This window comes from Streptomyces sp. NPDC059009 (genome assembly GCF_042740175.1).
GTDB lineage: Bacteria > Actinomycetota > Actinomycetes > Streptomycetales > Streptomycetaceae > Streptomyces.
Map to the genome: position 1 here is coordinate 120,673 of NZ_JBHYJB010000001.1, position 24,193 is coordinate 144,865.

Annotated in this window: 19 protein-coding genes and 1 pseudogene; 8 read left to right on the top strand and 12 right to left on the bottom strand. The window is 73.3% G+C overall.

The genetic code is table 11. The features are described from left to right. Nucleotides 1-305 precede the first annotated feature (305 nt). Both ACFWYM_RS00545 and ACFWYM_RS00550 read left to right on the top strand, forming a co-directional pair. On the top strand, nucleotides 306-4,205 hold the full coding sequence (locus tag ACFWYM_RS00545; protein WP_384828337.1) for an SAV_2336 N-terminal domain-related protein: 3,900 nt from the start codon (nucleotides 306-308) through the stop codon (nucleotides 4,203-4,205). Between the two features lie 34 nt (nucleotides 4,206-4,239). Continuing rightward, on the top strand, nucleotides 4,240-4,740 hold the full coding sequence (locus ACFWYM_RS00550) for an NUDIX domain-containing protein (RefSeq protein ID WP_384828339.1): 501 nt from the start codon (nucleotides 4,240-4,242) through the stop codon (nucleotides 4,738-4,740). Between the two features lie 183 nt (nucleotides 4,741-4,923). Here the strand turns inward: ACFWYM_RS00550 and ACFWYM_RS00555 are convergent, their stop codons facing one another. After that, nucleotides 4,924-5,859: an aldo/keto reductase gene (locus ACFWYM_RS00555; protein ID WP_384828341.1), complete on the bottom strand. Its 936-nt coding sequence runs from the start codon at nucleotides 5,857-5,859 to the stop codon at nucleotides 4,924-4,926. Nucleotides 5,860-5,874: 15 nt separating this feature from the next. Further along, nucleotides 5,875-6,891 (bottom strand): NAD-dependent epimerase/dehydratase family protein, encoded by a 1,017-nt coding sequence (locus tag ACFWYM_RS00560; protein WP_384828343.1) that lies wholly within the window; start codon nucleotides 6,889-6,891, stop codon nucleotides 5,875-5,877. 71 nt (nucleotides 6,892-6,962) lie between these two features. On the opposite strand from ACFWYM_RS00560, the gene ACFWYM_RS00565 reads away from it, so the two are divergent. Next, nucleotides 6,963-7,874 (top strand): LysR family transcriptional regulator, encoded by a 912-nt coding sequence (locus tag ACFWYM_RS00565; protein ID WP_384828345.1) that lies wholly within the window; start codon nucleotides 6,963-6,965, stop codon nucleotides 7,872-7,874. 23 nt (nucleotides 7,875-7,897) lie between these two features. Here the strand turns inward: ACFWYM_RS00565 and ACFWYM_RS00570 are convergent, their stop codons facing one another. The 8 genes and pseudogenes from ACFWYM_RS00570 to ACFWYM_RS00605 form a co-directional block, all read right to left on the bottom strand. Beyond that, nucleotides 7,898-8,674: a hypothetical protein gene (locus tag ACFWYM_RS00570; protein WP_384828347.1), complete on the bottom strand. Its 777-nt coding sequence runs from the start codon at nucleotides 8,672-8,674 to the stop codon at nucleotides 7,898-7,900. Between the two features lie 141 nt (nucleotides 8,675-8,815). Then, on the bottom strand, nucleotides 8,816-9,322 hold the full coding sequence (locus ACFWYM_RS00575) for a methylated-DNA--[protein]-cysteine S-methyltransferase (protein WP_384828349.1): 507 nt from the start codon (nucleotides 9,320-9,322) through the stop codon (nucleotides 8,816-8,818). Nucleotides 9,323-9,336: 14 nt separating this feature from the next. After that, nucleotides 9,337-10,836 carry an AlkA N-terminal domain-containing protein gene (locus ACFWYM_RS00580; protein ID WP_384828819.1) on the bottom strand — a complete coding sequence of 500 codons (1,500 nt, stop codon included), beginning with the start codon at nucleotides 10,834-10,836 and terminating at the stop codon, nucleotides 9,337-9,339. Between the two features lie 279 nt (nucleotides 10,837-11,115). Further along, nucleotides 11,116-11,329: pseudogene (locus ACFWYM_RS00585) on the bottom strand (hypothetical protein); the annotation flags it as partial. After that, nucleotides 11,326-12,738: a phytoene desaturase family protein gene (locus ACFWYM_RS00590; protein ID WP_384828351.1), complete on the bottom strand. Its 1,413-nt coding sequence runs from the start codon at nucleotides 12,736-12,738 to the stop codon at nucleotides 11,326-11,328. The gene ACFWYM_RS00590 and the pseudogene ACFWYM_RS00585, both read right to left, overlap by 4 nt. A 172-nt stretch (nucleotides 12,739-12,910) precedes the next feature. After that, nucleotides 12,911-13,771, bottom strand: a complete 861-nt coding sequence (locus tag ACFWYM_RS00595) for an inositol monophosphatase family protein (RefSeq protein ID WP_384828353.1) — start codon at nucleotides 13,769-13,771, stop codon at nucleotides 12,911-12,913. Nucleotides 13,772-13,995: 224 nt separating this feature from the next. Beyond that, complete coding sequence (locus ACFWYM_RS00600; RefSeq protein ID WP_384828355.1) at nucleotides 13,996-15,846, bottom strand: gamma-glutamyltransferase family protein; 1,851 nt, start codon at nucleotides 15,844-15,846, stop codon at nucleotides 13,996-13,998. A 21-nt stretch (nucleotides 15,847-15,867) separates the two neighbouring features. Then, complete coding sequence (locus ACFWYM_RS00605; protein WP_384828357.1) at nucleotides 15,868-16,926, bottom strand: acyltransferase family protein; 1,059 nt, start codon at nucleotides 16,924-16,926, stop codon at nucleotides 15,868-15,870. A 141-nt stretch (nucleotides 16,927-17,067) separates the two neighbouring features. Between ACFWYM_RS00605 and ACFWYM_RS00610 the strand changes: the two genes are divergently transcribed. Further along, on the top strand, nucleotides 17,068-18,027 hold the full coding sequence (locus ACFWYM_RS00610) for an SGNH/GDSL hydrolase family protein (RefSeq protein WP_384828359.1): 960 nt from the start codon (nucleotides 17,068-17,070) through the stop codon (nucleotides 18,025-18,027). A gap of 17 nt (nucleotides 18,028-18,044) precedes the next feature. Here the strand turns inward: ACFWYM_RS00610 and ACFWYM_RS00615 are convergent, their stop codons facing one another. Next, nucleotides 18,045-18,659, bottom strand: coding sequence for a M15 family metallopeptidase (locus ACFWYM_RS00615; RefSeq protein ID WP_384828361.1), 615 nt, complete (start codon nucleotides 18,657-18,659; stop codon nucleotides 18,045-18,047). Between the two features lie 281 nt (nucleotides 18,660-18,940). Between ACFWYM_RS00615 and ACFWYM_RS00620 the strand changes: the two genes are divergently transcribed. Then, nucleotides 18,941-19,549 (top strand): LuxR C-terminal-related transcriptional regulator, encoded by a 609-nt coding sequence (locus tag ACFWYM_RS00620; RefSeq protein WP_384828363.1) that lies wholly within the window; start codon nucleotides 18,941-18,943, stop codon nucleotides 19,547-19,549. A 70-nt stretch (nucleotides 19,550-19,619) separates the two neighbouring features. Here ACFWYM_RS00620 and ACFWYM_RS00625 read toward each other — a convergent pair whose 3' ends face one another. Beyond that, a complete protein-coding gene (locus ACFWYM_RS00625) occupies nucleotides 19,620-21,005 on the bottom strand; it encodes a cytochrome P450 (RefSeq protein ID WP_384828365.1) in 1,386 nt (461 codons plus the stop codon). 240 nt (nucleotides 21,006-21,245) lie between these two features. On the opposite strand from ACFWYM_RS00625, the gene ACFWYM_RS00630 reads away from it, so the two are divergent. From ACFWYM_RS00630 to ACFWYM_RS00640, 3 genes are all read left to right on the top strand, one after another. Next, a complete protein-coding gene (locus tag ACFWYM_RS00630; RefSeq protein WP_384828367.1) occupies nucleotides 21,246-22,271 on the top strand; it encodes a terpene cyclase in 1,026 nt (341 codons plus the stop codon). Between the two features lie 153 nt (nucleotides 22,272-22,424). Continuing rightward, nucleotides 22,425-23,444, top strand: coding sequence for a sphingomyelin phosphodiesterase (gene sph, locus ACFWYM_RS00635; RefSeq protein WP_384828368.1), 1,020 nt, complete (start codon nucleotides 22,425-22,427; stop codon nucleotides 23,442-23,444). Between the two features lie 95 nt (nucleotides 23,445-23,539). Continuing rightward, entirely contained in the window at nucleotides 23,540-24,190 is a 651-nt protein-coding gene (locus tag ACFWYM_RS00640; protein ID WP_384828370.1) for a M23 family metallopeptidase, read from the top strand. Nucleotides 24,191-24,193: the final 3 nt, after the last annotated feature.

The window sequence follows — 24,193 nt, forward strand, 5'->3', positions numbered from 1 at the left end:
ACCGTACTTCCAGCGCGTCCGGTACATCAAGCGCGTCCGCGATCGACCACGCGCCACCCGGCTGGCACGCGCTGGCAGAGATAGAGAGGGCGACGGAGCAGTACCTGGAGGGGCGGCCGGATCCGGCGGCCGCAGCACAGCTGATCCACGAACTCCTGCAACCACACGACGCAGACCAATCGGACCCAGCGGCCACAGCACAGCTGATCCACGAACTCCTGCAACCGTACGGCGCAGAGCAATCGGATCCGGCGGCCGCGGCGCAGCGGGTCCGCGAGCTCCGGGAACGGCTGACGGGGCTCGGCGTGATCGGGGCCGAGCCGCCTTCGCGTCCCGAGCGGGCCGGCAGCGTCTCGGGCCACCGGCTGCGCGCCGTCCTCGACACCCTCACCGCGAGCGGCGTCGGCCTCTCCGGCGAGGAGCTGCTCGACGCGCTGTGGCTGGCCGGGCGGATGCCGACCGGGGGCGACGCCCCGCTGGCCCGGGCCGGCGGGATCGTCCCGGCGCCCGCCGCGTCCGGCCCGGCGACCCACCAGCCCGGCGCCTTCCTGCCGGACCGGCCCCAACTCCCGTCCCTTCCCCCGCAGTTCGAGCCGACCGGCCGACCCGCCGCCCCTCAACAGCACCAGCCACACCCCACGAGCCCCGCAGCCGACGCCCCCGACCCCCGGGCCCGCACCTCCCCCGGCCCCATCCCCCTGTACGGCGCCGCCCGCCCGCACCCCTCCGGCCGCACCCCCGGACAACGCCCCCAGCCCCTCCCCGCCCGCCCCGTCCGCGCCCCCGCCACCAAGGCGCTCGGCGCCCGCCAGCTCCAACTGGGCCGGTCCCTCCGCCCGTTGAAGCACCGGGTGCCCGACCGGGCGCGCTGGGAGCTGGACGAGGACGCGACCGCGGAGTCCACCGCCGAGAGCGGGCTGACCGACGCGGTGCTGCGTCCGGCGCGGGCCCGCTGGCTCGACCTGGCGCTCCTGGTGGACGACGGCGCGTCCATGCTGCTGTGGCAGCGGCTCGCCACCGAGGTGCGGCTGCTCGTCGAGCGCAGCGGCGCCTTCCGCACCGTGCGCGTGCACGGCCTGGACACCCGTGGCCCCGCCGCCCCGCTCCTCGGCCACCGCCCCTACACGCCGGGCACCGCCGTGCTTCCGCCCTCGACGGTCACCGACCCGAGCGGTCACACCCTGATCCTCGTGGTCAGCGACGGCGTCGGCGCGGCCTGGCGGGACGGCCGGATGCGGGAGTGGTTGAAGCAGTGGGGGCGGTACGGGCCCACTGCCGTGCTGCACGCGCTGCCCGGCCATCTGTGGGACGGCTCCGGGATCCGCGCCGAGCGCTGGCGGGTCACCACGCGGCGGCGGGGCGCGCCCAACGCGACCTGGGACGTGGTGGATCCGGTGCTGCCGCCGGAGGTCGCGCCGTTCGACGGGATGCCGGTGCCGGTGCTCGCGCCGGAGCCGGAGGCGGTGGGGGCGTGGGCGGCGCTGGTGGCGTCGCCGGGGGCGAGCGCGGTGCTGCCGCTGCTCGCACGGCAGCCCGGCCCCGGACCCGCCGGCGAGCCCGCCCCCGTATCGGCAGCAACTCCCGCACCCGCAGCCGCCGGTGAGCCGCCGCAGGACCGGGACGCGGCAAGCCGCTCCGTCCTGCGCTTCCGCGACGCCGCGTCCCCGGAGGCGTACCGTCTCGCCGCTCATCTCGCGGCGGTCGCGCCGCTGTCGGTGCCGGTGATGCGCCTCGTGCAGGGCGCGCTCGGCGACGAGGTCACGACCGGGCACCTGGCGGAGGTGTTCCTGGGCGGACTCATGCGGCGCACGGCGTCCGAGTCCGCCGAACTCCCGCCGCACCACCGCAGTTACGACTTCACCGACGGCGCCCGCGCCATCCTCCTCAGCACGGCCCCGGCGCCCGAACTCCTGCGTACGAGCCGCCGGGTGACCGAGCGGCTCGGCGAACTCGCGGGCCGGTCACCGGACTTCCCCGCGTGGCTGGCGCACCCTGCGGGCACGGAGCGGGTGGACGGGGACGCGCTGCCGTTCGGCTGGGTGGACGACCGGCTGCTGCGCAGGCTCGGCGTGAGCACGGCTCCGGCGCGGACCGAACCGGCCCCGGAGTACGTCGGCGCGCCCCGTTCCGAGTGGCTCCCCCTCTCCTCGTACGGACTCCACCGGGTCGGCCCCTGGCACCTGTTCGCCCGGCACCTCACCGCCGACGGCGACAGCGGGCTGTTCCTGGGGCGCGACGGGCGGGGGCGGACCGCCGCGGTCCGGGTCGCCCCGCCGGGCACCCCGCAGCAGCTGATCCTGCGGGGCGAGGCGGACGTGCTGCGGCACCTGGACGGGCGGGGCGCGCCCCGGATCCTCGGCGTCGACGCGGAGGGCGCACCCCCGTGGCTGGCGACAGAGCCGGCCATGGCGGGCAGCCCTGCGGCCCCGGCGCCCCATCTCGTCGACCACACACGGCAGTTCGGGCGGCTCGAGCGGACGGAGTTCGCCCGGCTCGGCCATCAGGTGGCGAGCACCCTCGCCCTCGCCCACGCCGCCGGGCTCACCCATGGGCGGCTCATCCCCGAGCGGGTGCTGATGACCCCGCACGGGGCGGTGCTCGCCGGCTGGGGCGGCCACGGGAGTCCGCTGGGCGCCACCCAGGACCTGCACGCCCTGGGCGAGACGCTGCTGGGCGCGGCGGGCGAGGACGTGCCCACGGCGCTGCTGGACCTGTTGCGGCGGTGTGTGCGGGGGCTGCCGCACAACAAGCCGAGCGCCGCCGAAGTGGCGGACGGCTTCGGGGAGTTCGTGACGGGGATCAGGGTGGCCGCGCCCGCGCGCGGGCCGCTCACCGACCTCGTCGCCCGCATCGGGTACGACGAGACCGGGGCGGAGGTCCTGCTGGACCTCGCCGAAGCGGGCCAGCACGGCGGCATCACCGGGCCTGCCGACGAGTCGGCCGCGCTGCTGGAGTCGGTCGTCGACGGCCTGGTGCGGCGGTACGCGCCGCAGGACCTGCAGATCTACCTCGCGAGCGACGACGTCCTCGCCGCCGTTCCCCCGGGCGCGACGGCGGGCGTGCCGCACATCGTGCGCGGTCCGGGCGGGCCCCGCTGGCCGGAGACGCTGCTGCCCGAACTCCGCAGGCGGCAGGGGCTCGCGGGGGAGGCGCCGTGGTCGCGGCGGCCGTCGGACCCCGTCCTGGTGGTCCTCTGCTCCGGGCTCCGGACGCCGGTCCTGCACGGGGCGGGGTGGGACGACGCCCTGAGCGGCGAACTCGGCGTCCACGTCCTGGCGCTCGGCCGCCCCCTGACCATGGCGGACGGCGAGTACACCGTCGCGTATCGCACCTACCGCATCAGACTGGGCTCCGGCCACGACCTGTCCACGTTCCACCACCGGGGAGCGCCGCCCTCCGGCACCTTCTTCCACCGCGCCCGCAGGCCGACGCACCCCCTCGGCGGCGGCTCCCCGTTCCCGCCGGGCCCTCCTCCCCCGATCCCCTCGTCCGAACGGCTCTCTCTCGCCCGGCAGTTCCGCGCGGCCGTCGACCGCGGGCGGGCCGGACACCTCGCCGACGCCCATGCCGCACTGGACACCGTCATCGCCGAACAGGCCCAGCTGCTCGGCCAGGACGACCCCGACACGCTGGCCAGCATCTACGAACTCGGCTTCGTCCTCCTCGGCCTGGGCCGGACGGACGAGGCGTACAACGTCTTCGACGTGACCGCGACCAGCCGGGACCGGGCGCTGGGCCCGCGTCACACGGACTCGCTCCTCGCCCATCAGCAGCGCGCGTTCGTCCGCGGCCTCCAAGGGCGCCACATGGAGGCGGAGGAGATCTACCGCGGGCTGCTGACCGCGTGGGAGAAGTCCCCGGGCGCGCTGCACCCCCACACCCTGCTGTGCCGCCACAACCTCGCCGCCACCCTCATCAACCTGGGGCGCCACGAAAAGGCGGCGGCCGAGGCCCGCACCGCATACGCGGGCCGGTCCCTCACGCTCGGCCCCGAGCACCCCGACACGCTCTCCAGCGGTCATGAACTGGCCGTCGCCCTGCGCGAGTTGCCGTCCCGCTCCGTGTTCCGCGCGGTCGCCGAGGAGGTGCACGAGGCCCGCAAGCGGACCCTCGGCGCTCACCACGCGGACACCCTCGCGACCAAGGCCCTCCTGGATCCCCCGCCCCCCTCCTCCTCGAAGCGCGGCCCCCTCGACAAGGGTTGATCCACGCCTCCCCGCCCTCGCTACCCTTCCCCCTGTGACCATCCAGGACTACGCCACGTACATCGCAGGCCTCCCCCGCGTCCTCGCGGGCGCCGCCGCGCTCTTCCGGGACGCCGAGGGGCGGGTGCTGCTCGTCGAGCCCAACTACCGTGAGGGCTGGGCGCTCCCGGGCGGCACCGTCGAGTCCGACCAGGGCGAGACGCCCCGACAGGGGGCCCGGCGCGAGACCGTCGAGGAGATCGGGCTCGATGTGGAGCTCGGCGCGCTGCTGGCGGTGGACTGGGTGCCGGGGCCCGGACGGCCGCCGCTCGTGGCGTACGTGTACGACGGCGGCGTCCTCGGCGAGGAGCAGCTCAAGTCGATCCGGCTCCAGGAGGAAGAGCTGCTGTCCTGGCGGCTCGTGGCCCGCGAGGACATCCCCGAGCACCTGCCGAACGCGCTCGGCCGCCGCGTCCTCGCCGCCCTCGACGTGCTGGCGGCGGGCACCGGGACGGTCGAGTTGGAGGACGGCCGGCGGGTGGGGCGCGCCGGCTAGGGCCTGTCCGGCGGATCAGGCCGCATGATTCCGAGCTGTGCCGTCCGTCGCTGGTGAGCGGGCTGTGGTGCGTCGAGATGCAAGGCGGAGGAGGGCGACAACGCGGAGCGTTGGCAACCGACGACAACGCCGCAGATCGGCGTGGAACAGCCCGCGACCGCGGCAAGATCCGCCGGACAGGTCCTAGGCGAGCTGCGCCAACTCCACTGCGCCGAGGCCGAGTTCAGCGGCGTTCGCCGAGTCCTGGATGGACGCCGGGCGGCTGGCTCCCGGTACCGGGATCACCGCCGGGGAGCGGGACAGGAGCCAGGCCAGGGCGACTTGTTGCGGACTGACGCCGCGCGCGGCCGCGAGGCGGTGGAAGGCGGTGCCCGGCGAGGTCGAGGTCGAGGTCGAGGTCGCGGGCGAGGTCGCGGGCGGGGTCGCGGGCGGGGTCCGCGTCGAGGCCGGGCCCGACGGGCCGTCGAGGGAGCTGCGGGAGATGCCGCCCAGTGGGCTCCAGGGCAGGAAGGCGAGGCCGAGTTCGGTGGCGAGGCGCAGCTCGGGTTCGCTGTCGCGGACGGCGGGCGAGTACTGGTTCTGTACGGAGACAAGCCCGTCGCCGAGGATCGCGTGGGCCTCACGGATCTGCTCGCAGGTCACGTTGGAGATCCCGGCGGCGCGGATCGTGCCCGCGTCGAGGAGTTCGTGCAGCGCGCCCACGGACTCCGCCCAGGGCACGGCCGGGTCCGGCTTGTGCAGCTGGTAGAGGCCGATGGCGTCGCCGCCCAGGCGCCGCAGGGATGCCTCGGCGGCGCGCTTGAGGTGGCCGGGGGTGCCGGTGACCGTCCAACTCCCGTCGCCGGGGCGCCCCCGGCCGCCCTTGGTGGCGACGAGGACGTGGGAGGTGTCGGCGCCGTAGCGGGCGAGGGCGCGGGCGACGAGGAGTTCGTTGTGGCCGGTCTCGTCGGCGTGCCAGTGGTAGCTGTCGGCGGTGTCGATGAGCGTGACGCCGGCGTCGAGGGCGGCGTGGAGGGTGGCGATGGCCCGCGCCTCGTCCGGGCGGTGCTCGATGGACAGCGGCATGGCGCCCAGGCCGACGGCGCTGACGGTGGTGTCTCCAAGAGGGCGGTACTGCATTGGTGGGTCGGCTCCTCAGACGGCGGGGGTGACGGGGGCAGCGGATGCAGCGGATGCAGCGGATGCAGCGGCCAGGGCTTCGGCGACGGCGCCGGGGAGCCAGTCGGCGGTGTGGGAGAAGGCGAAGCCCAGGTGCTTGGCGCGGGCGTTGCTCATGGCGTAGTGCCGGTCGAAGGAGAAGGGAGAGACGGGCTCACGCTCACTGCCCTCGGCACCATTCCCGGACATCCCGTAGGGGCCGTAGGGGCCGCACGTCCGGAACACCGGCTCCCGCCCGACCAGCGCACCGATCGCCCCGCTCAGCTCCCGGGCGTCGAGCGGCCCGTCGGAGCAGGCGTTGACGGCGCCGGTGAAGTCGGTGGCCGTGGCCGCCCACGCGAGCAGGTCCGCCAGCTCCTCGTACTGGATGAAGACCGTGGGCAGCGCGTCGGCGTGCACGGCGATCTCTCTCCCCTGGGTGATGCGTTCGACGTAGTGCGCCAGTCGGCCGGTGAACTCCGCCGCACCGCCGCCGAGCACGTGGGCGCTGCGCACGGCGGCGAAGCCGAACCCGTGCTGCCGCGCGAGGACGGCCTCCGCCTGGCGCTTGCCCTCGGCGTAGTGCGCCTCCAGGTAGGCCGCGTCGTGCCAAGGCAGGTCCGTCCGTACGAGCCATGCGGCCGGGTCCACGGTGTCCTCCGGTACCGGTGTGCCGGGCGGGACGGCGGGGAGGGCGGCGGTCGCCGGGTCGTAGACCTCGAGGGTGGAGGTCATGACGTAGCGCCGGGTGCGGCCGCCGAAGGCGCGGGCGGCGATGGCGGCCTGCACGGGGGTGTAGCAGACCTGGTCGATGACCACGTCGAAGGCGGCCGGACCGAGGGCAGCGATCAGGGCGGCCTCGTCGTCGCGGTCGACGACGAGGTGCTCGACGCCGGGCGGCGGTGCGGTCGAGCCGCGGTTGATGACGGTGACCTGGTGTCCGGCCGCCCGGAGGCGCTGGACCAGGAGCTTTCCGAAGTACCGGCTTCCGCCGATGACGCAGATCCTTTGCATGCCCCTCATCCTGGGCACCTACGATCACCAGCAGAAGTGCCCACCTACTGGATACGCATTAAGGAAAACTGTTGATCGATGTGCAGCGGCTGCGGGTCCTGCGGACGGTGGCGGAACACGGCAGCTTCAACCGGGCGGCGCAGGCCCTCCACCTCACGCCCTCGGCCGTGTCCCAGCACATCGCCGCCCTCGAGCGCAGCCTCGGCGCCCGGGTCGTGGCGCGCAGCACGCGCGGGGTCACCCTCACCGCGGCGGGCAGGATCATGGTGGGTGCGGCCGAGTCGGTCGCCGCGGAGCTCGCGCACGCCAAGCAGCGGGTCGACGGGCTCGGCACCGGTCGCACCTCGCTCACCGTCGCCACCTTCACCAGCGGCGGCAGGCTCCTGCTGCCCGGCGCGCTGGCCCGTCTTGCCGCGACCCATCCGGACACCGTGGTCCACGTCCGGGAGAGCGAGCCGGAGGAGAGCCTGCCGCTGGTCCGCCAGGGCGCCGTGGACGTGGCGCTCGCCTACCACTTCGACGGCCCGCTGCCCGGCGGCCCGGGCTCGACCTCGGCCCTGACCTGGACGGCGCTCATGGACGACCCGCTGCACGTCGTCCTGCCCGAGGCCCATCCCCTGTCCGGCCGCGCGGCGCTCGACATCACCGAACTGGCCGCCGAGCCCTGGGTGTTGGGCTGCCTGAAGACGGAGGCGTTCCTGCGCCGCCATGCCGAGCGCGCGGGCTTCACCCCGGACGTGCGCGGCACGACGACCGACTACTTCTTCGCCCGCTCACTGGTCGCCGCGGGCATGGGCATCTCCCTGATCCCCACCATCGCCCTGACGCCGGCCCTGCCGGGCCTGCGCACCGTCCCGATCACCCCGCCGACCCCGACCCGCCACATCGGCGCCGCCACGATCCGGGGCCGCGACCACGCCCACCTCACGACGCTGATCGAGGCGCTCGGGGAGCAGGCCGACGAAGAGGGGAATCAGAGCTGAGATCCCGGGACGGGAGAGGGCGTTCAGTACTTGCTGATGCAGTAGAGCTCGACGCCCTTGCCTTCGAGCTCTTGCCCCTTCAGATTCTTGGCGTTCCGGGCATTCACGACCCATTTCACCGAGCGCATTTCCGTCGGCGTCCAGCGCACCGTGACGAGATATCCCTGAGAGCCGCCGAAAGCGTGCGTGTGCACCTTCGAACCGCGCTTCAGCGACTTGAACTTGTGCTCCAGGCTGCCGATGCCGGAGTCTTCGATCATGACGGTCTTCCCGGCGGGGCAGCGCTTGACGCCGGACCGCTGCTGGCCGACCTTTCCCGGCTTGGCCCCGACGCGCCAGCCGTTCTTGCTGCAATAGGCGTACGCCTTCACCAGCTTCTTCGGCTTCTTCCCCACGCCATAGATGGACGTCACCTTCCACTTCACGCTCTTGCGCCAGGTGGGGATGGTGCGCACCGAGATGCCGTCAGGAGCGTGCGCCCACTTCCTGGAGACCAGCCTGCCGCCGCCCGGCTTCCACGAGACGCGGGTCCTGCCGATCGCCTCGTCCCAGAGCCAGACGGTCTTGCCCTTACCGCACTTCTTCACACCCGAACGCGAGTGGATTCCCTTCTTGCCCGTGGCGCCGACGCCCTTGGCCGACGCTTCGCCGGTCGCCGGAGCCGGGGCCTCCGCGGAGCGGGAGTCGACGCGGTGTTCGGGTGCGGCCTGGGCCGTCGACTCGAACGCGAGCGGCGTGACGGCCGCGGCCACTGCGACCAGCGCGCCGACCGGCACACCCATGCGGCGGGGGACTGGCATATACGCCTCCTGTTTTCCCTCTCGGACTTCACCGAATTCGAGCCACGCTAGGGCCCGGCGGTGAGCGGCCGCTATTGGCCGAAGGGGCAACTGCCGCGACACGAATCCCCATGCGGGAAGGGACGTGAGGTCTCTCTGCGCTTAGAAGAGCACCGCCTCGGGCGCCGGCGCCGCTGCCCCGCCCTCGAACTCCAACAGCCGCTGCTTGCGGTCGAGTCCGCCGCCGTAGCCGGTGAGGCTGCCGTTCGCGCCGACCACGCGGTGGCAGGGGACGATGACGCCGATGGGGTTCTTGCCGTTGGCGAGGCCCACCGCGCGCGACGCGCCGGGCTTGCCCAGGGCCTCGGCCAGTTCGCCGTACGTGCGGGTCTCCCCGTACGGGATCTGCTGGAGCCGGCGCCACACGCTGCGCTGGAACGGGGTGCCGTCGAGCCGCAGCTCCAGGTCGAAGTCGGTCAACTCCCCCGCGAAGTACGCCTCCAGCTGGCGGATGGCCTCCCCGAAGGGGGCCGGGTCGCGGTCGCCGAAGGTCTCCTCGGGTGGGCGGTGGCGCTGGTCGGTCATGTAGAGGCCGCTGAGCGTGCCGTCGGTGGCGACGAGAGTGAGCGGCCCGTAGGGGCTGTCCATCAGGGTGTGGTGACGATGCATGGCAGTGAAGTCCCTTACGCGGGGAGGTAGTTGATCGGGTGGTCGTCCGTCGCCCACAGGTACTGGACCGCGTACGCCCGCCACGGGCGCCAGGCCGCCGCGCGGGCGGTGAGCGCGGCCGGGGTGTGCGGGAGGCCCAACTCCTGTGCGGCGCGCCGCATTCCGAGGTCGGAGGGGATGAACGCGTCCGGGTCGCCGAGTGCCCGCATCGCGATGACCTCGACCGTCCAGGGGCCGAAGCCGGGCAGTTCGGCGAGGCGGGCGCGGGCCTCGTCCCAGTCGCTCTCGACACCGAGGTTGAGGGAGCCGTCGGCGAGGTGGCGCACGAGGGTCGTGAGGGTGGTGCGGCGGCTGCGCGGGAGCGCGAGGGCCTCGGGGTCGAGGGCGGCGAGCGACTCGGGGGACGGGAAGAGACGGGTCAGGCCGCCCTCGGGGTCGTCGACCTGCTCGCCGTGCGCGGTGACCAGGCGGGCCGCGTGCGTGCGGGCGGCGGCCGTGGAGACCTGCTGTCCGAGGACGGCGCGCACGGCGAACTCGGCCTCGTCCACGGTGCGCGGCACCCGCCGCCCCGGCGCCTTGTCGACGAGCGGCGCGAGCAGCTCGTCCCGGCGCAGCTGGCCGTCCACGGCGGCCGGGTCCGCGTCCAGGTCGAGCATGCGGCGGCAGCGGCTGATCGCGATGGTGAGGTCGCGCAGATCGGTGAGGGTGAGACGGCAGCCGATGTGGTCGGGGGCCGGTGTCAGGGCCACGATGCCGTGCCCGTACGGGAGCCGCAGGGTGCGGCGGTACGCGCCGTCGCGCCACTCCTCGACACCGGGCACGGCCGTGGCGACGAGATGGCCGAAGAGGTTGTCGGGGTTGAGGGGCGTGCGGAACGGCAGCCGGAGGGTGAGCGCGCCGCCGTGTCCGGCGGGAGCCGTGCCACGGCCGCTCTTCTGTGCGCGAGCCGCGCGGGCCGCGCGGGCCCGCAGCTCGCTCGGGGCGAGCGCGAAGACCTCGCGGACCGTGTCGTTGAACGTGCGGATCGAGGAGAAGCCCGCCGCGAAGGCGATCTCCGCCATCGGCAGCGGCGTCGTCTCGATGAGCAGCCGCGCGGTCTGGGCGCGCTGGGCCCGGGCCAGGGCGAGCGGGCCCGCGCCCAGCTCGGCGAGGAGCTGCCGCTCGACCTGGCGGGAGCTGTAGCCGAGGCGGGTGGCGAGTCCGGGGACGCCGTCGCGGTCGACGACGCCGTCGCCGATGAGCCGCATGGCGCGGGCCACCAGGTCGGCGCGCTGGTTCCACTCGGGCGAGCCGGGGCTGCTGTCGGGGCGGCAGCGCTTACAGGCCCGGAACCCGGCCTGCTGGCAGGCGGCCGCGCTCGGGTAGAACGTCATGTTCTCCGGCTTGGGCGGCACGACGGGGCAGCTGGGCCGGCAGTAGATGCGGGTGGTCAGGACGGCGGTGAAGAACCAGCCGTCGAAGCGGGCGTCCTTGGACTGCACGGCCCGCACGCACCGCTCGGCGTCAGTGTGGATGGCGCCGGCGGGGGCCGTGACGGGAGCGGCGAGGGGGGCCGCGGCAGCCCGGCCGTCGGCAGGGGCTGCGGCGCTGTCCTTCGTGGTCGGCATCGGCTTCGGCTTCGGCATGGCTCAAGCATCGGGCATCCCGTGCCCGCCTGGCTGGCGAGAATCCGACATCAACCTCGCACTGCCAGGACGTGGCCCCGGCCCTGGTCGAACGCCCGCTGCCGCTGCCTGCGCCCGGCCGTCGCCGGCGCCCGCTCGAACGCCCCGACCGCGATGCGCGCCGCGCCGTCCGGAACGGTCCACGGAGCTGGAGTACACGGGCCCGACGGTGCGCACGACGTGGGCACCTCCCACACCTTCAGCAGTGGGGGCAGATCGCGCCGTCGGCCCCGCCGCCGCCCAGGAGCGAGGAGTTGGCGGCGTCGACGATCACGTCGGCGGACTGCTGGCTGATGTCGCCCTGGACGAGGGTGCTCCGCACATCGTGTGCCCGTGCCGTCATGACGCCTCCCGCAGCCGTCGCCAGACCGCCTTCGCCGCGTTGTGCCCGGACATTCCGTGGACGCCCGGCCCCGGCGGGGTCGCGGACGAGCAGAGGAAGATCGCCGGATGCGGTGTCCGGTACGGGGACAGGGTGAGCTTGGGGCGCAGCATCAGCTGGAGTCCGCTCGCGGCGCCGCAGGCGATGTCGCCGCCGACATAGTTGGCGTTGCGCTCGGCGAGCTGGGGCGGGCCCGCGGTGGCCCGGGCCAGGACGCGGTCGCGGAACCCGGGTGCGAATCGCTCCAGTTGACGCTCCACGGCGTCGGTGAGGTCGCCCTCCCAGCCGTTGGGCACATGGCCGTACGCCCAGAAGACGTGCTTGCCCTCGGGCGCGCGCGTCGGGTCGACGACGCTCGGCTGGACGGTGATGAGGAACGGCGGATCGGGCGCCTTGCCCTCGCGCGACGCGGCCCGCAGGGCGGTGGCGACCTCCCGGCTGCTCGCGGCCACTTGGACGGTCCCGGCGGCGCGGGCCTCCTTCGCGGTCCAGGGCACGGGGCCGTCCAGGGCGTAGTCGATCTTGAAGACACTGGCCCCGTAGCGGTATCCCTCATAGGCGCGGCCGAGGCCCGCGATCCGGGCGAGGGCGGTGGGCGAGGTGTCGAAGACGTACGCGCGGGCGGGCGGCAGGTCGTCGAGCCGCTTCACCTCGTAGTCGGTGTGGACGGCGCCGCCGAGGTCGCGGAGGTGGGCGGCGAGGGCGTCCGAGATCGACTGGGAGCCGCCGCGGGCGACGGGCCAGCCGCGGGCGTGCGCGGCCAGGGCGAAGACCATGCCGACGGCGCCGGTGGCGAGGCCGCCGAGCGGGGCGATGACGTGGGCGACGAGCCCGGCGAACAGGGCTCGCGCACGGTCGTCGCGGAAGCGGCGCATGAGCCAGGTGGAGGGCGGCAGTCCGGCGAGGCCGAAGCGGGCGAGCGTCACCGGGTCGCGGGGCAGGGCGGTGAGCGGGAGCGCCATGAAGTCCCGCACCAGCGCGTCCCACTTGGGCACGAAGGGCTCGATCAGCCTGCGGTAGGCGCCCGCGTCGCGCGGCCCGAACGAGGCGGCGGTCTCGCCCACGGAGCGGGAAAGCACGGCCGCGCTGCCGTCGAGGAAGGGGTGCGCCATGGGGAGTTCGGCGTGCAGCCACTCCAGGCCGTACCGCTCCAGGGGCAGGGCACGGAACGCCGGGGAGTTGATCCCGAGGGGGTGGGCGGCGGAGCACGGGTCGTGCCGGAAGCCGGGGAGCGTGAGCTCTTCGGTGCGCGCGCCGCCACCGACCGTGGACCGCGCCTCGAAGACGGCGACGGAGTGGCCGCGGCGGGCCAGCTCGACGGCAGCGGTCAGCCCGTTCGGTCCCGCCCCCACGACGACGGCATCAAGCATGGACGGCACCTTCGGACTCCTTCGTCAGCCGGTGGCCTCTGCCGCCAGCATAGGCCGGGGCCCTGACGGCGCTTGCGGCGCGGGGCTCCCGGGTCCCGGGGCTCACCGGAGTGGAGTCGGATCGCCCCCGTCGGATCGCCCCCGTCAGGCCGCCCCCGTCGAATCGCCCCCGTCAGGCCGCTCCGTCCGTGGCACCCGTGAGCAGCCCGACGACGCGGTCGACCGTGGCGCGGTCGCGCGCGGCCGTGAAGGGCAGGGCGTTCCCGCCGGCTATGCGGAAGGGCTCTCCGGCGACCGTCAGGTTCGTGCCGCCCGCCTCGGCGACGAGGAGGAGGCCCGCGGCGTGATCCCACGCGTTCTCCCAGGAGAAGGCGATGGCGTCCAACTCGCCCTTGGCGATGGCGAGATACTCCAGTCCGGCCGAGCCGCAGGGCCGCGGCCGCACCCCGTCCGTGCGCAGGCCGATGAGGGCCTGCTTCTGGTCGTCCGTGGTGAAGTCCGGGTGGGACGTGGCCACTTCGAGGGTCCGGCCGGGCGCGGGCGGGCCGGCCTGCAGCGGCGCGCCGTCGACCGTGGCGCCATGACCGCGCACCGCCACGGCGCAGGTGTCCAGGGCCGGGGCGAACGTCCACGACGCGAGGACCTCGCCGCGCAGGGCGAGGGCGACCAGGGTGCAGAAGCCGGGGTCGCCGTGGACGAACTGGCGGGTGCCGTCGACCGGGTCGACGATCCACACGGGTGCCTCGCCGCCGAGCGCGTCATATATCGCGGGGTCGGCGTGGACGGCCTCCTCGCCGACGACGACGGAGCCGGGCAGCAGGGCCTTCAGCACCGGTGTGAGGTGCTCCTCGGCGCGGCGGTCGGCGACGGTCACCAGGTCGTGCGGGCCGTTCTTCTCCACCACCTCGTCCGCCGCGAGCTGGCGGAAGCGGGGCGTGACCTCGGCTGCGACCGCCTTGCGGACGGCCTCCTCCACGTCGGTCAGGCCCCCGGCCAGCAGAAAGTCTTCGATCACTTCGGTCGCTTCGATCATGACTCCATGAGAGCACGGCCCTCTGACATTCCGTACGCGGCCGGTGTACGCAGGGTGGATTCCGCGTGAATCCGGCGCTTCGCCCCCCGGCCCGGCGCTCCACAACCGCCCGGCGGGCCCCGTACGGTCAGCGGCCCCGCACGCTCAGCGGCTCAGCGGCTCAGCGGCTCAGCGGCTCAGCGGCTCAGCGGCTCAGCGGCTCAGCGGCTCAGCGGCTCAGCGGCTCAGCGGCCGACCGCGTACCCCTGCATCCCTCGCGGATTCGCCCCCGCCGAGAGCACCCCGGTCCGCGGATCCCGCGCCACCGCGCACAGCCGCCCCTCCGACCACTCCTCCCCCACGGTCACGTCATGCCCGCGCCGCCGCAGCTCCTCGACGACGTCCCGGTCCATGCGGGCCTCGACCGTGAGGCTGCCCGGCCGCATGCCGCGCGGGTGGAAGGAGCCGGGGAAGCTGTCGTTGTGCCAGTTCGGGGCGTCGATGGCGCCCTGCAGGTCGAGGCCGCCGCGCACGTGCGCACGGAGCGCGACGGCGAGGAAGAAGTGCACCTGCCACTGGTCCTGCTGGTCCCCGCCCGGCGTCCCGAAGGCCATGACGGGCACGCCGTCCCGCAGAGCGAGCGACGGGGTGAGCGTGGTGCGCGGACGGCGCCCCGGGGTGAGGGAGTTGGGCAGCCCCTCGTCCAGCCAGGCCATCTGGAGGCGGGTGCCGAGCGGGAAGCCGAGCTCGGGCACGACCGGGTTGGACTGGAGCCAGCCGCCGCTGGGCGTGGCCGCGACCATGTTGCCCCAGCGGTCCACGATGTCGAGGTGGCAGGTGTCCCCCCGGGTGGCGCCCGAGCCGTCGACGGTCGGCTCCCCCGCCCCGGCGTGCCGCGCCGCGAGGGTGTCCGCGTCCAGCTCCCCGGAGGCCACCGCCCGCGCGTGGGCGGAGAGTCGGGGCTCCCGACCGCCGGGGCTGCCCGGGCGCAGCTCGTACGAAGCCTTGCTGCCGATCAGTTCACGGCGCCCCGCGTTGTACGCCGTGGACAGGAGCTCGTCGACGGGCACCTGTGCCGCGTCCCCGTACCACGCCTCCCGGTCGGCCATCGCGAGCTTGCAGCCCTCGACGAGCAGGTGGACGTAGTCGGCGGACCCGTACGCCGGAAGTTCCCGCGGGAGCAGGGCGAGCTGCTGCAGGAAGGCGGGGCCCTGGCTCCAGCCGCCCGCCTTGCAGAGGGTCCAGCCGTTCCAGTCGTACGTGACCGGGTCCTCGTAGGTCGCCTGCCACCCGGCGAGGTCGGCGGCCGTGAGGGTGCCGGTGTGGCGGCGGCCGCTGGTGTCCAGGGTGGGGCGCCCGGCCTGGGCGACGAGGGCCTCGGCGATGAAGCCGGTGCGCCAGATCTCCCGGGCCGCGTCGATCTGTTCGGTGCGCGAGCCGGTGCCCGCCTCCGTGACGGTGCCCGCCTCCGTGACGGTGCCCGCCTCCGCGATGGTGGTGGCCTCGGCGATCAGCCGCCGCCAGGTGGCGGCGAGCGCGGGGTTGCGCAGCAGCTCACCCGGCCGCGGAGCCGCACCGTCCACCAGATACACAGCAGCCGAGGAAGGCCACTCCCTCTCGAAGAGCTCCCGCACCGTCTCGACGGTCTCGCCGACGCGCTCCACGGGCGCGTGCCCGTCCTCGGCGTACCCGATGGCGTACTTCAGCACGTCGGCAAGGGACTTGGTGCCGTGGTCGCGCAGGAGCAGCATCCACGCGTCGAAGGCGCCAGGCACGGCGGCGGCGAGCGGCCCGGTGCCGGGGACCAGGTCGAGGCCGAGCGAACGGTAGTGCGCGACGGTGGCACCGGCCGGGGCCACGCCCTGCCCGCACACCACCCGCACCGGCCCGTCGGCGGGCCCGACGATGATCGGCACCTCGCCCGCCGGCCCGTTGAGGTGCGGCTCCACCACATGCAGCACGAAGCCCGCGGCGACGGCGGCGTCATAGGCGTTGCCGCCGTCCTCCAGGACCGCCATCGCGGACTGCGAGGCGAGCCAGTGGGTGGAGGAGACCATGCCGAAGGTGCCCTGGAGCGTGGGTCGCGTGGTGAACATGGCCGCAGGCTAACCGCCGCGTCAACTCACCTGCCGGGCGGGCCTCGCACGCTCGCCCGTGCCCTGACCCGCGTCCAGGCCCGCACGCTGGAAGGCCCAGTCCATGCGCGGCTCCACCACCCATCTGAAGACGCGCCGCACGGGCGCGCTGCAGAGCAGGCTGATGCCGCCCACGGCGACGAGCGTCACGGCGACCTCACCGGCGGGCCCGTGCAGCCACGGGTGGTCGTACCAGCCCCAGAACCGCGCGGACTTGATGAGAAAGCCGTGCAGCAGATACGCGTACAGGGTCCCGGTGCCCAGCGTGCTGAACCACGTGTGGCGCCCCGGCACCCAGGCGAGGAAGCAGGCGCTGAGCACGAGGGCGAGCACGAACAGCGCGGGCGTGGTGAACAGGGCCGCCCACCGCGGAGCGCCCTGGCCGACGATGCTGCCCCGGTGGTACAGCCAGCCGGCGTCGAACCAGGGCGCGGCCCAGTAGGCGGTTCCCAGGAACGCCAGCGCGACGGGCAGGGCGGCGATCCGTACCCGCCGGGTGCGCAGCCGCTCGAAGTGCTCGGAGCGCAGGGTGAGTCCGAGGACGAAGAACGGCAGGAACGCGACGACCCGGTGCAGCGCCAGGTCCCCGCCCGCGTCGGGCATGGCAGCCATCGCCACGGCGCACGCGAGCGCGATGGGCACCGGATGCCTCAGCAGCAGCCAGATCGGGGTGGTGACCCGCCAGATGAACAGCGCGAGCAGGAACCACATGACATACCAGGGATCGAGCAGGCTGATCGGATACCCAGGATCGTCCTGCGCCCACCGGTAGAAGAGCGTGTACGCGACCTCGAAGATCACGTACGGCACGGCGACGGAGGTCACCAGACGTCTGAGCCGCCCCGGCCCCATGTCGAAACTGCGCGAGAAGTACCCGGAGATGAGGGCGAAGGCGGGCATGTGGAACGCGTACACCGTGAGGTAGAGGGCCGTGGTGGCCCGGCTCCCGTAGGTCAGCGGCTCCCAGGCGTGCCCGCACGCCACCAGGACGATGGTCAGGAACTTCACGTTGTCGAAGTAGGGGTCGCGGCGTGCTCCCATGAATCCCCGTTGTCTCCCTTCGTGCCCTACGACTCACTACGGTTCACCTGACCCGGGCCCCTGCCCAAGAAGGCACTTCTCATTCCGCCCCGGCTGTGCTTGCCTGAGTGGCCGTTTCGCTCGCCGGGGCAGGAGTCGCTCATGCGCAAGCAGTGGATCACCGGGGTGTACGGGATGCCGTGCACCGTCGCCGTCCTAGTGCTCGGGTTGCTGCTCGGCGGCTGCGGGGACCCGTCGTCGGGGACGGAGGCGGCGCCGGCGCCGACGGCCGCCCGCAGCGACGACGGGTCGAAGCCCCCGTCGTCGACCTCGCGGGAGAGGCCGGCACCGTCGCACCCGGCGAACAAGGCGACGAACGGGGCATCCCCCACGGTCCTGTACTTGGGCGACTCACTCGCGATGGAGAACCAGAAGGTCCTCGGCGGCCTCCTCAAGAGCCGGCTCGACGCCCGCTACACGAGCGCCCCCTACTCCGGCACGACACTCTGCGACTACTTGACGGGCACGGGCGCGAAGTCCCTCGTACCGGACGGCGACAAGGCGGCGACGCTGGTCCGCAAGCTGCACCCGGACGTCGTGGTCCTCCAGTTCTGGGGCAACGCCTGGGGCTACACGCCGTGCATGGACGGCATCACGTACGACAAGGACAAGGCCACGTATCTGGCGCGGTACGCGGCGGACGCGAAGAAGCTGAGCACGCAGATCACCGAGGCGGGGGCAGGAGCGGGACGGCCGAAGGTGATGTGGGTGCTGCAGGGCCCCGACGCCATGACCCCCGACCGCGTACGCCAGGTCAACGACATCTACCGTGGACAGGCGGCCTCCTCCGGCGACGTGCTCGCCGATGCGGGCCAGGCCGTGAGCCCGGCGTCGGGACGCTACACCTGGACCGAGACGCTCCCCTGCACGGCGTACGAGCGCGCCCACCCCACGTACTGCACGAAGCCCTCCCAGAATCGCACGCAACTGCACCGCGGCGACGACCTCCTCCACTTCTGCCTGGCCCCCACCACGCCCAAGTCCCGCCCGTGTCCGGCGCGTTCGCCGGGGGTGCTGAGGATGGCGCAGGCGATCACGGGGGCGGTGGCGAAGGCGTCGTAGGCCAGCCTCTCCGCGGCTCAGCGCCCGTTGGCGGAGAAGTGCTGGTAATCGGGGTGGGCCCAGCGCCCACCCCAGAGCCAGCCCACCTCGCGCATGGCTGTCCACACCGCATCACCGCGCCGGATCATCCCCTTCACGGGGCGGCTGCGGTCGAGGTAGCGCGCTCCGGCCGCGGGGTGAACGCGCCCGTTGACGTCGACATAGGGATTCTCGACGGTGTTGATGTCGAGGGCGTCTCCGTAGGAGTGCTGGGAGAGCTTGCCCGGATCGCCGGTCACCGGACGGCAGTTGAAGGCGGACGTGTTGTCGTCGGCCATCGCGGCCGGGTCACTTCCGCGATAGGCGGCCATGGGGCGCATGCGACGGATCGGGAACTTCGCGTCGAACGCCTTCTTGAAGACGTACAGCACGGGCTTCACGGCCCGGTCGCGAACGACCAGCTCACCGGAGTGGACGCGCCCGTCGAACCCCCAGTGGTTCATCCGGATCAACCGCAGCCGCCCCGGCGCCACGGGGCAGCCCGGGTGGTAGGTGACGCCGAGGGCGCTGCGTGGCACGGCGGTGACGACGGCGGCGAGGCCGGGGACGGGGGCGGAGCCGAAGCCGGAGCGGGAGTCGGAGTCGGCGGGCACATGGGAGAGCGGCTGTGCCGCTGCGGCGTCAGCGGGCGTGAGGGAGAGGCAGAGCCCCAGAACAACAGAGGGAATTGCACCTTTAAGTCCGTTTTGCACCTGCTCACGCTAAGCGCCCCCCGACCGAATTCACGGCATTCGCGCTCTGTCGCCGCCGGGCAGCGGGTCTGCCACCGCGGCCTCGACGCCCGGTGCGCGGTGCGCGGTGCACTACGAGGCGGAGCAGCCGGACAACATCGCGGGGCTACGGCGAAACCCCCGACCCGGAGAACGAGTTCCGCGTGCACGCGGGAGGGCGCGCGGCGGCGGTGGCGCGGATCCGCGACGCGATGAAGGGCCAGCCGGAGTTCGCCCCGGTGTGGGCCGCGCAGGCCCGGATGACCGAGGCCGAACTCCGCACCGCCGAGGGCGTCGACGCCACCGCCCACTGGACGCAGGCCGTCACCGCCGCCGAACAGGTGGCGGCCCCGGCCCTGCTGGCCACCGCCCGGGCACGGCTCGCGGAGGCCCTGATCACCCAGGGCGGCGACGGGTCGCGCGCGGCCGCGGGCGAGTTGCTGCGGCAGGCCGAGGCGGTGGCGCGCGAACTGGGCGCGGCACCGCTCGAGGCGGAGATCACCACACTGGCCGGGCGGGCCCGGATCCCGCTGCGGCAGACCGGGGGAGAGGAACCCCCGGCGCCCGCGGCGGAGCTGGGGCTGACCGCCCGGGAGCGGGACGTGCTGCGCCTGGTCGCGGCCGGGCGCAGCAACCGGCGGATCGCGGAGGAGCTGTTCATCTCACCGAAGACGGTGAGCGTGCACGTGTCCAACATCCTGGCCAAGGTGGGCGCTTCGGGGCGGGGGGAGGCTGCGGCGATCGCGCATCGGCTGGGGGTTTTCGATTCCTGACCCGGAAGGGGTGGACGGCGCCTACACTCCCCTCCCCTCCCCTCCCCTCCCCTCCCCTCCCCTCCCCGGCTCAGGCGCCGCCCGCCGCCACCCGGCCTCGTGGCGCGCGGCGCGTGGGGGTCATCAGGAGCGTGCTGGGGCGCACCGTGGCCCGGGCGACCGGGCGTACGGACTGGTCGGGTGTCGCACTCAGGCGCCAGGTTCCGGCGAGCGTAGCGATCGCCGTGGTGAGCTCGGTCATCGCGAAGTGGTCGCCGATGCATTTGTGCTTGCCCGCGCCGAACGGCAGGAAGGCTCCGTGCGGCAACGCTGCGACCTGCTCCTCGTCCAGCCAGCGGTCGGGGTCGAACCGCAGCGGGTCCGGGAAGAAGGCGGGGTCGCGGTGCAACGCATGTTGGCAGTACGCGAGTTCGGTGCCTGCCGGGATCTCCCACTCGCCCAGCGTGACCGTGTCGAGCGTGCGACGGGTGACGAGCCAGCCCGTGTGGTGCAGGCGCAGGGCCTCCTTGATGACACGTCCCAGGTAGGTGAGCTTCGGGACGTCCTCGAAGGCGACCGGGCGACCCGCGAGCACCTCGTCCAGTTCCGCCTGGAGGCGCTTGTCGACCTCGGGGTTGCGGGAGAGCTCGTAAAGGACCCAGGAGAGGACGGAGGCCGTGGTCTCGGTGCCCGCCACCGCCAGCGTGATGACTTCGGAGCAGATCTGATGGCCGCTCAGCGGCTGCCCGGTCTCCTCGTCCTCGGCGCGCATCAGCATGGAGAGCATGTCACCGGTGTCGGGGCCGGAGGCGCGCAGTGCGGCGACGGCCTCCGAGATGATGGCGCGCACGGCCTCGCGCGAGGCGTTGAAGCGTCGGTTGGCGGGCAACGGCAGCTTCTCCACCCAGTCGGGGAGCATCACGCGTGAGCCGACACCGTTCATCACCACCGAGAGGTCATTGCGCAGCCGTTCGAAGGCGTGCGCGTCAAGGCTGGAGGAGAAGACGGTGGCGGCGAGCATGTCGAGTGAGAGTTTGACCATCGCCTCGCGGACGTCGATGACTTCGCCGGGCTTCCAGCCCGCGACGGTTCGCTCCACCTCGCCGCGCATCAGCTCGACGTACCGGGCGATCTCGGCCTGCCGGAAGGCGGGCTGCAGCTGCCGCCGCTTGCGGACGTGGTCGGTGCCCGCGGCGGTCACCACACTGTCGCCGCCCAGGACTTGGCCCATCTTCTCGAAGAAGCGCCCCTTGTCCAGACCGGGGGCGAGGTCGACCAGCATCCGGCGGATCAGGGCGGGGTCGTTGACGACGACCGTCGGCTGTTGCGGCTGCAGCTTGATGCGCACGAGCGGGCCTTGGGAGCGCAGCGAGGCGATGAAGGCGAGGTTGTCGCGGAGCAACGGGACGGCGTGCCCGAGCAGCGGGAGCGCTCCGGACGCCATGGGTATGGGGGGTTGGGAGACAGCGGTGGTCACGGTGGTCAGTCGCTCCTAGTCGGGTGGGCACAACGCCCGTAACACTTCCCCACCCCGCGTGACCGGAATCATGCCCTTCACTTCTTCAGAATCACGCCATGCCAAGGGTGTTGAACAGGTCACAGCATAGATCGTTTACGGTCAGGGCAACCTTAGTAGGGCAGTTGAGCGGTAAACCAAACATACGTTCGCACGCGGGGTGCGGGGGGCTCCCCGCGCGTGCAGCACTAGGAGAAATGAATGCCCCAGGACGTCCGGTTCGACCTCCCCTTCACCACCCCCGTCAGCGGCCACCTCCACTCCGCGCGGGAGCAACACCTGCGGTGGGTCTGGGAGATGGGGCTGGTGAGAAGTGAGGCCGCGTTCGAGGAGTATCAGTCCTGGGATCTGCCGCAAGCCGCGATACGCACGTATCCGTACGCCAACGCCGAGGACATGGTCGTCCTCATGAACTGGTTCTCGCTGGCCTTCCTCTTCGACGACCAGTTCGACGCGGCGCGCCCCGACCGTGCCGACCGCGTCGCCGAGGTCGCCCGTGAGCTGATCGCCACGCCCCTGCGGCCCGTGGGCAGCAAGCCCCGCGTCGAGTGCCCGATCACCGTCGCCTGGGCCCAGGTGTGGGAGCGGCTCGCGGAGGGGATGTCGCTGGCCTGGCGCAGCCGGTTCGCCGCGTCGTGGGGACGGTTCCTCGTCGCGCACACCGAGGAGGTCGATCTGGCCGCGCGCGGCGGGCACTTGGGGCTCGAGGAGTACGTGGGGTTCCGGCGGCGCACCGTCGGGATCCATCACAGCATCGACGCGGGCGAGCGTGCCCGGCGCTTCGAGGTGCCCGCGCAGGCGCAGGCGCACCCCGTGCTGATCGGACTGCGGGACGCGGCGGCGGATGCCATCGGGTTCATGAACGACGTGCATTCTTTTGAGAGGGAGAAGCGGCGCGGGGACGGGCACAACCTCATCACCGTCCTGCACCGCGACCGCGGCCACTCCCTCGCCGACGCCGAGGCCGAGGCGATCCGCATGACCAATGAACGGCTCGCCGACTACCTGGAGTTCGAGGCCCGCATACCTGAGATGTGCGAGGAGCTCGGGCTGAGTTATGAGGACCGGCGACGCGTCGACATGGGCGTGGAGGCCGCACAGCACTGGATCAACGGGAACTACGAGTGGGCGCTGACCACGGGGCGGTATGCCGCCGTGAAGGAGAGTGCGGCGGCCACGGCCGAGTTGCAGGGGCGCGGGTCACTCGACGATCTGCTCACTGTCTGAGGCACATCGGTGGCCGGTCCCGCACCGGGTCCGGCCACCACTCTCACTCGCCCACCACCGTCCACATTCACGCCACCCAATCCCTACCCATAGGTAACTCCCGCTGCTTGGATGGCTGCGCTCCATGTCCCCCCCACCACCCCGGGAGTTGCCGTGCCCCGTCCCCCGCTCCGCCGTGCCGCCCGAGGCGCCGCCCTCGCCGCGACCGCGCTGGCCCTCGCGGGCGCCACCCTCACCACCGCGCCCGCGTCCGCCTCCGCCGCGCCCGCCGCCACCCCGGCGCGGGACGCCGCGACGCCGAAGCTGAGCGTCCTCACGTACAACGTCTTCCTGATGAGCAAGAACCTCTACCCCAACTGGGGCCAGGACCACCGCGCCCAGGCGATACCCGCGGCGTCCTTCTTCAGCGGTCACGACGTCGTCGTGCTGCAGGAAGCCTTCGACAACTCCTCCTCCGACGCCCTCAAGCACAACGCCGCCGACCGCTACCCGCACCAGACCCCCGTGGTCGGCCGCTCCAAGAGCGGGTGGGACGCGACGGGCGGGGCCTACTCGGCGACGACGCCGGAGGACGGGGGCGTCACGCTGCTCTCCAAGTGGCCGATCCTGCGCAAGGAGCAGTACGTCTACAAGGACGCCTGCGGCTCCGACTCCTACTCCAACAAGGGCTTCGTGTACGCCGTCCTGGACGTGAACGGCACCAAGGTGCATGTCGTCGGGACCCACACCCAGTCCACCGACTCCGGGTGCGGCAGCGGTGAGGCGGCACGGATCCGCGGCGCCCAGTTCAAGGAGATCGACGCCTTCCTGGACGCCAAGAAGATCCCGGCCGGTGAACAGGTGCTCGTCGCGGGCGACCTGAACGTGGACTCGCACGGGTCCGAGTACTCCTCGATGCTCGCCGACGCGGGGCTCGCGGGCGCGGACTCCCGCACCGGGCACCCGTACTCCTTCGACACGAAGGAGAACTCCATCGCCCGCTACCGCTACCCGGACGACCCGAACGAGGACCTCGACTACGTCCTGCACCGCACCGGGCACGCCAAGCCGTCCGGCTGGACCAACGAGGTCGTCAAGGAGCAGTCGGCGCCCTGGACGGTCTCCAGCTGGGGCAAGGACTACACGTACACGAACCTCTCCGACCACTACCCGCTGACGGCCTCCGCCCGCTGACCGTCCCGGCCGCCGGCCGCCGGCCGCCGCGGCGCGTTACCCCGGACGGCCCTGCCGGGGTGCGCGTCGCGGCCGTCGCCAGTGTGCTGTCACAGATGGGTGACCACATAGACAGCCCGCGTATCGCGGGCAGCACACGACGTGACGCGCTGGGACTGGCCGCGGGCCTCCTGACGGGCGGCGCCCTCGCTCTGGGCGGCGCACCGCCGGCCGCCGCGGCCGAACCCGACGACGACTGCCTCGCCGACTACGACGCGGACTACGAACTGGCGCTCGCCCTCTCGGAGGCCGAGCTGCCGGAGGACTCCGCCGAGCTGGAGCGGTACGGGCCACCGGGACGCTGCGCGATGCCGCTGCGGCGCCGCTTCCGCATCACCACGCGCTACGGGGTGCCCGGCAACTGGATCGCCGGGTACCACACGGGCATCGACCTGGCGGTGCCGCGCGGCACCCCGGTGTACGCGGTCGGCGGCGGCCGCGTCGTCCTGGCCCGCTGGTCCGGGGCGTACGGCAAGGCGGTGACCGTACGGATGCCGGACGGGCACTACGCCGTCTACGCGCATCTGTCCCGCATCTCCGTGCGCCGCGGGGCCCGGCTGCGCACCGGGGCCTACCTGGGCAGCAGCGGCGCTACCGGGCGGGCCACCGGGCCCCATCTGCACCTGGAGATACGGGCCCACCGCGGGTACGGGTCCGACGTCAATCCCGCCCAGTACCTGGCGCGCAGGGGTGCCCGGCTGCGCTGACCG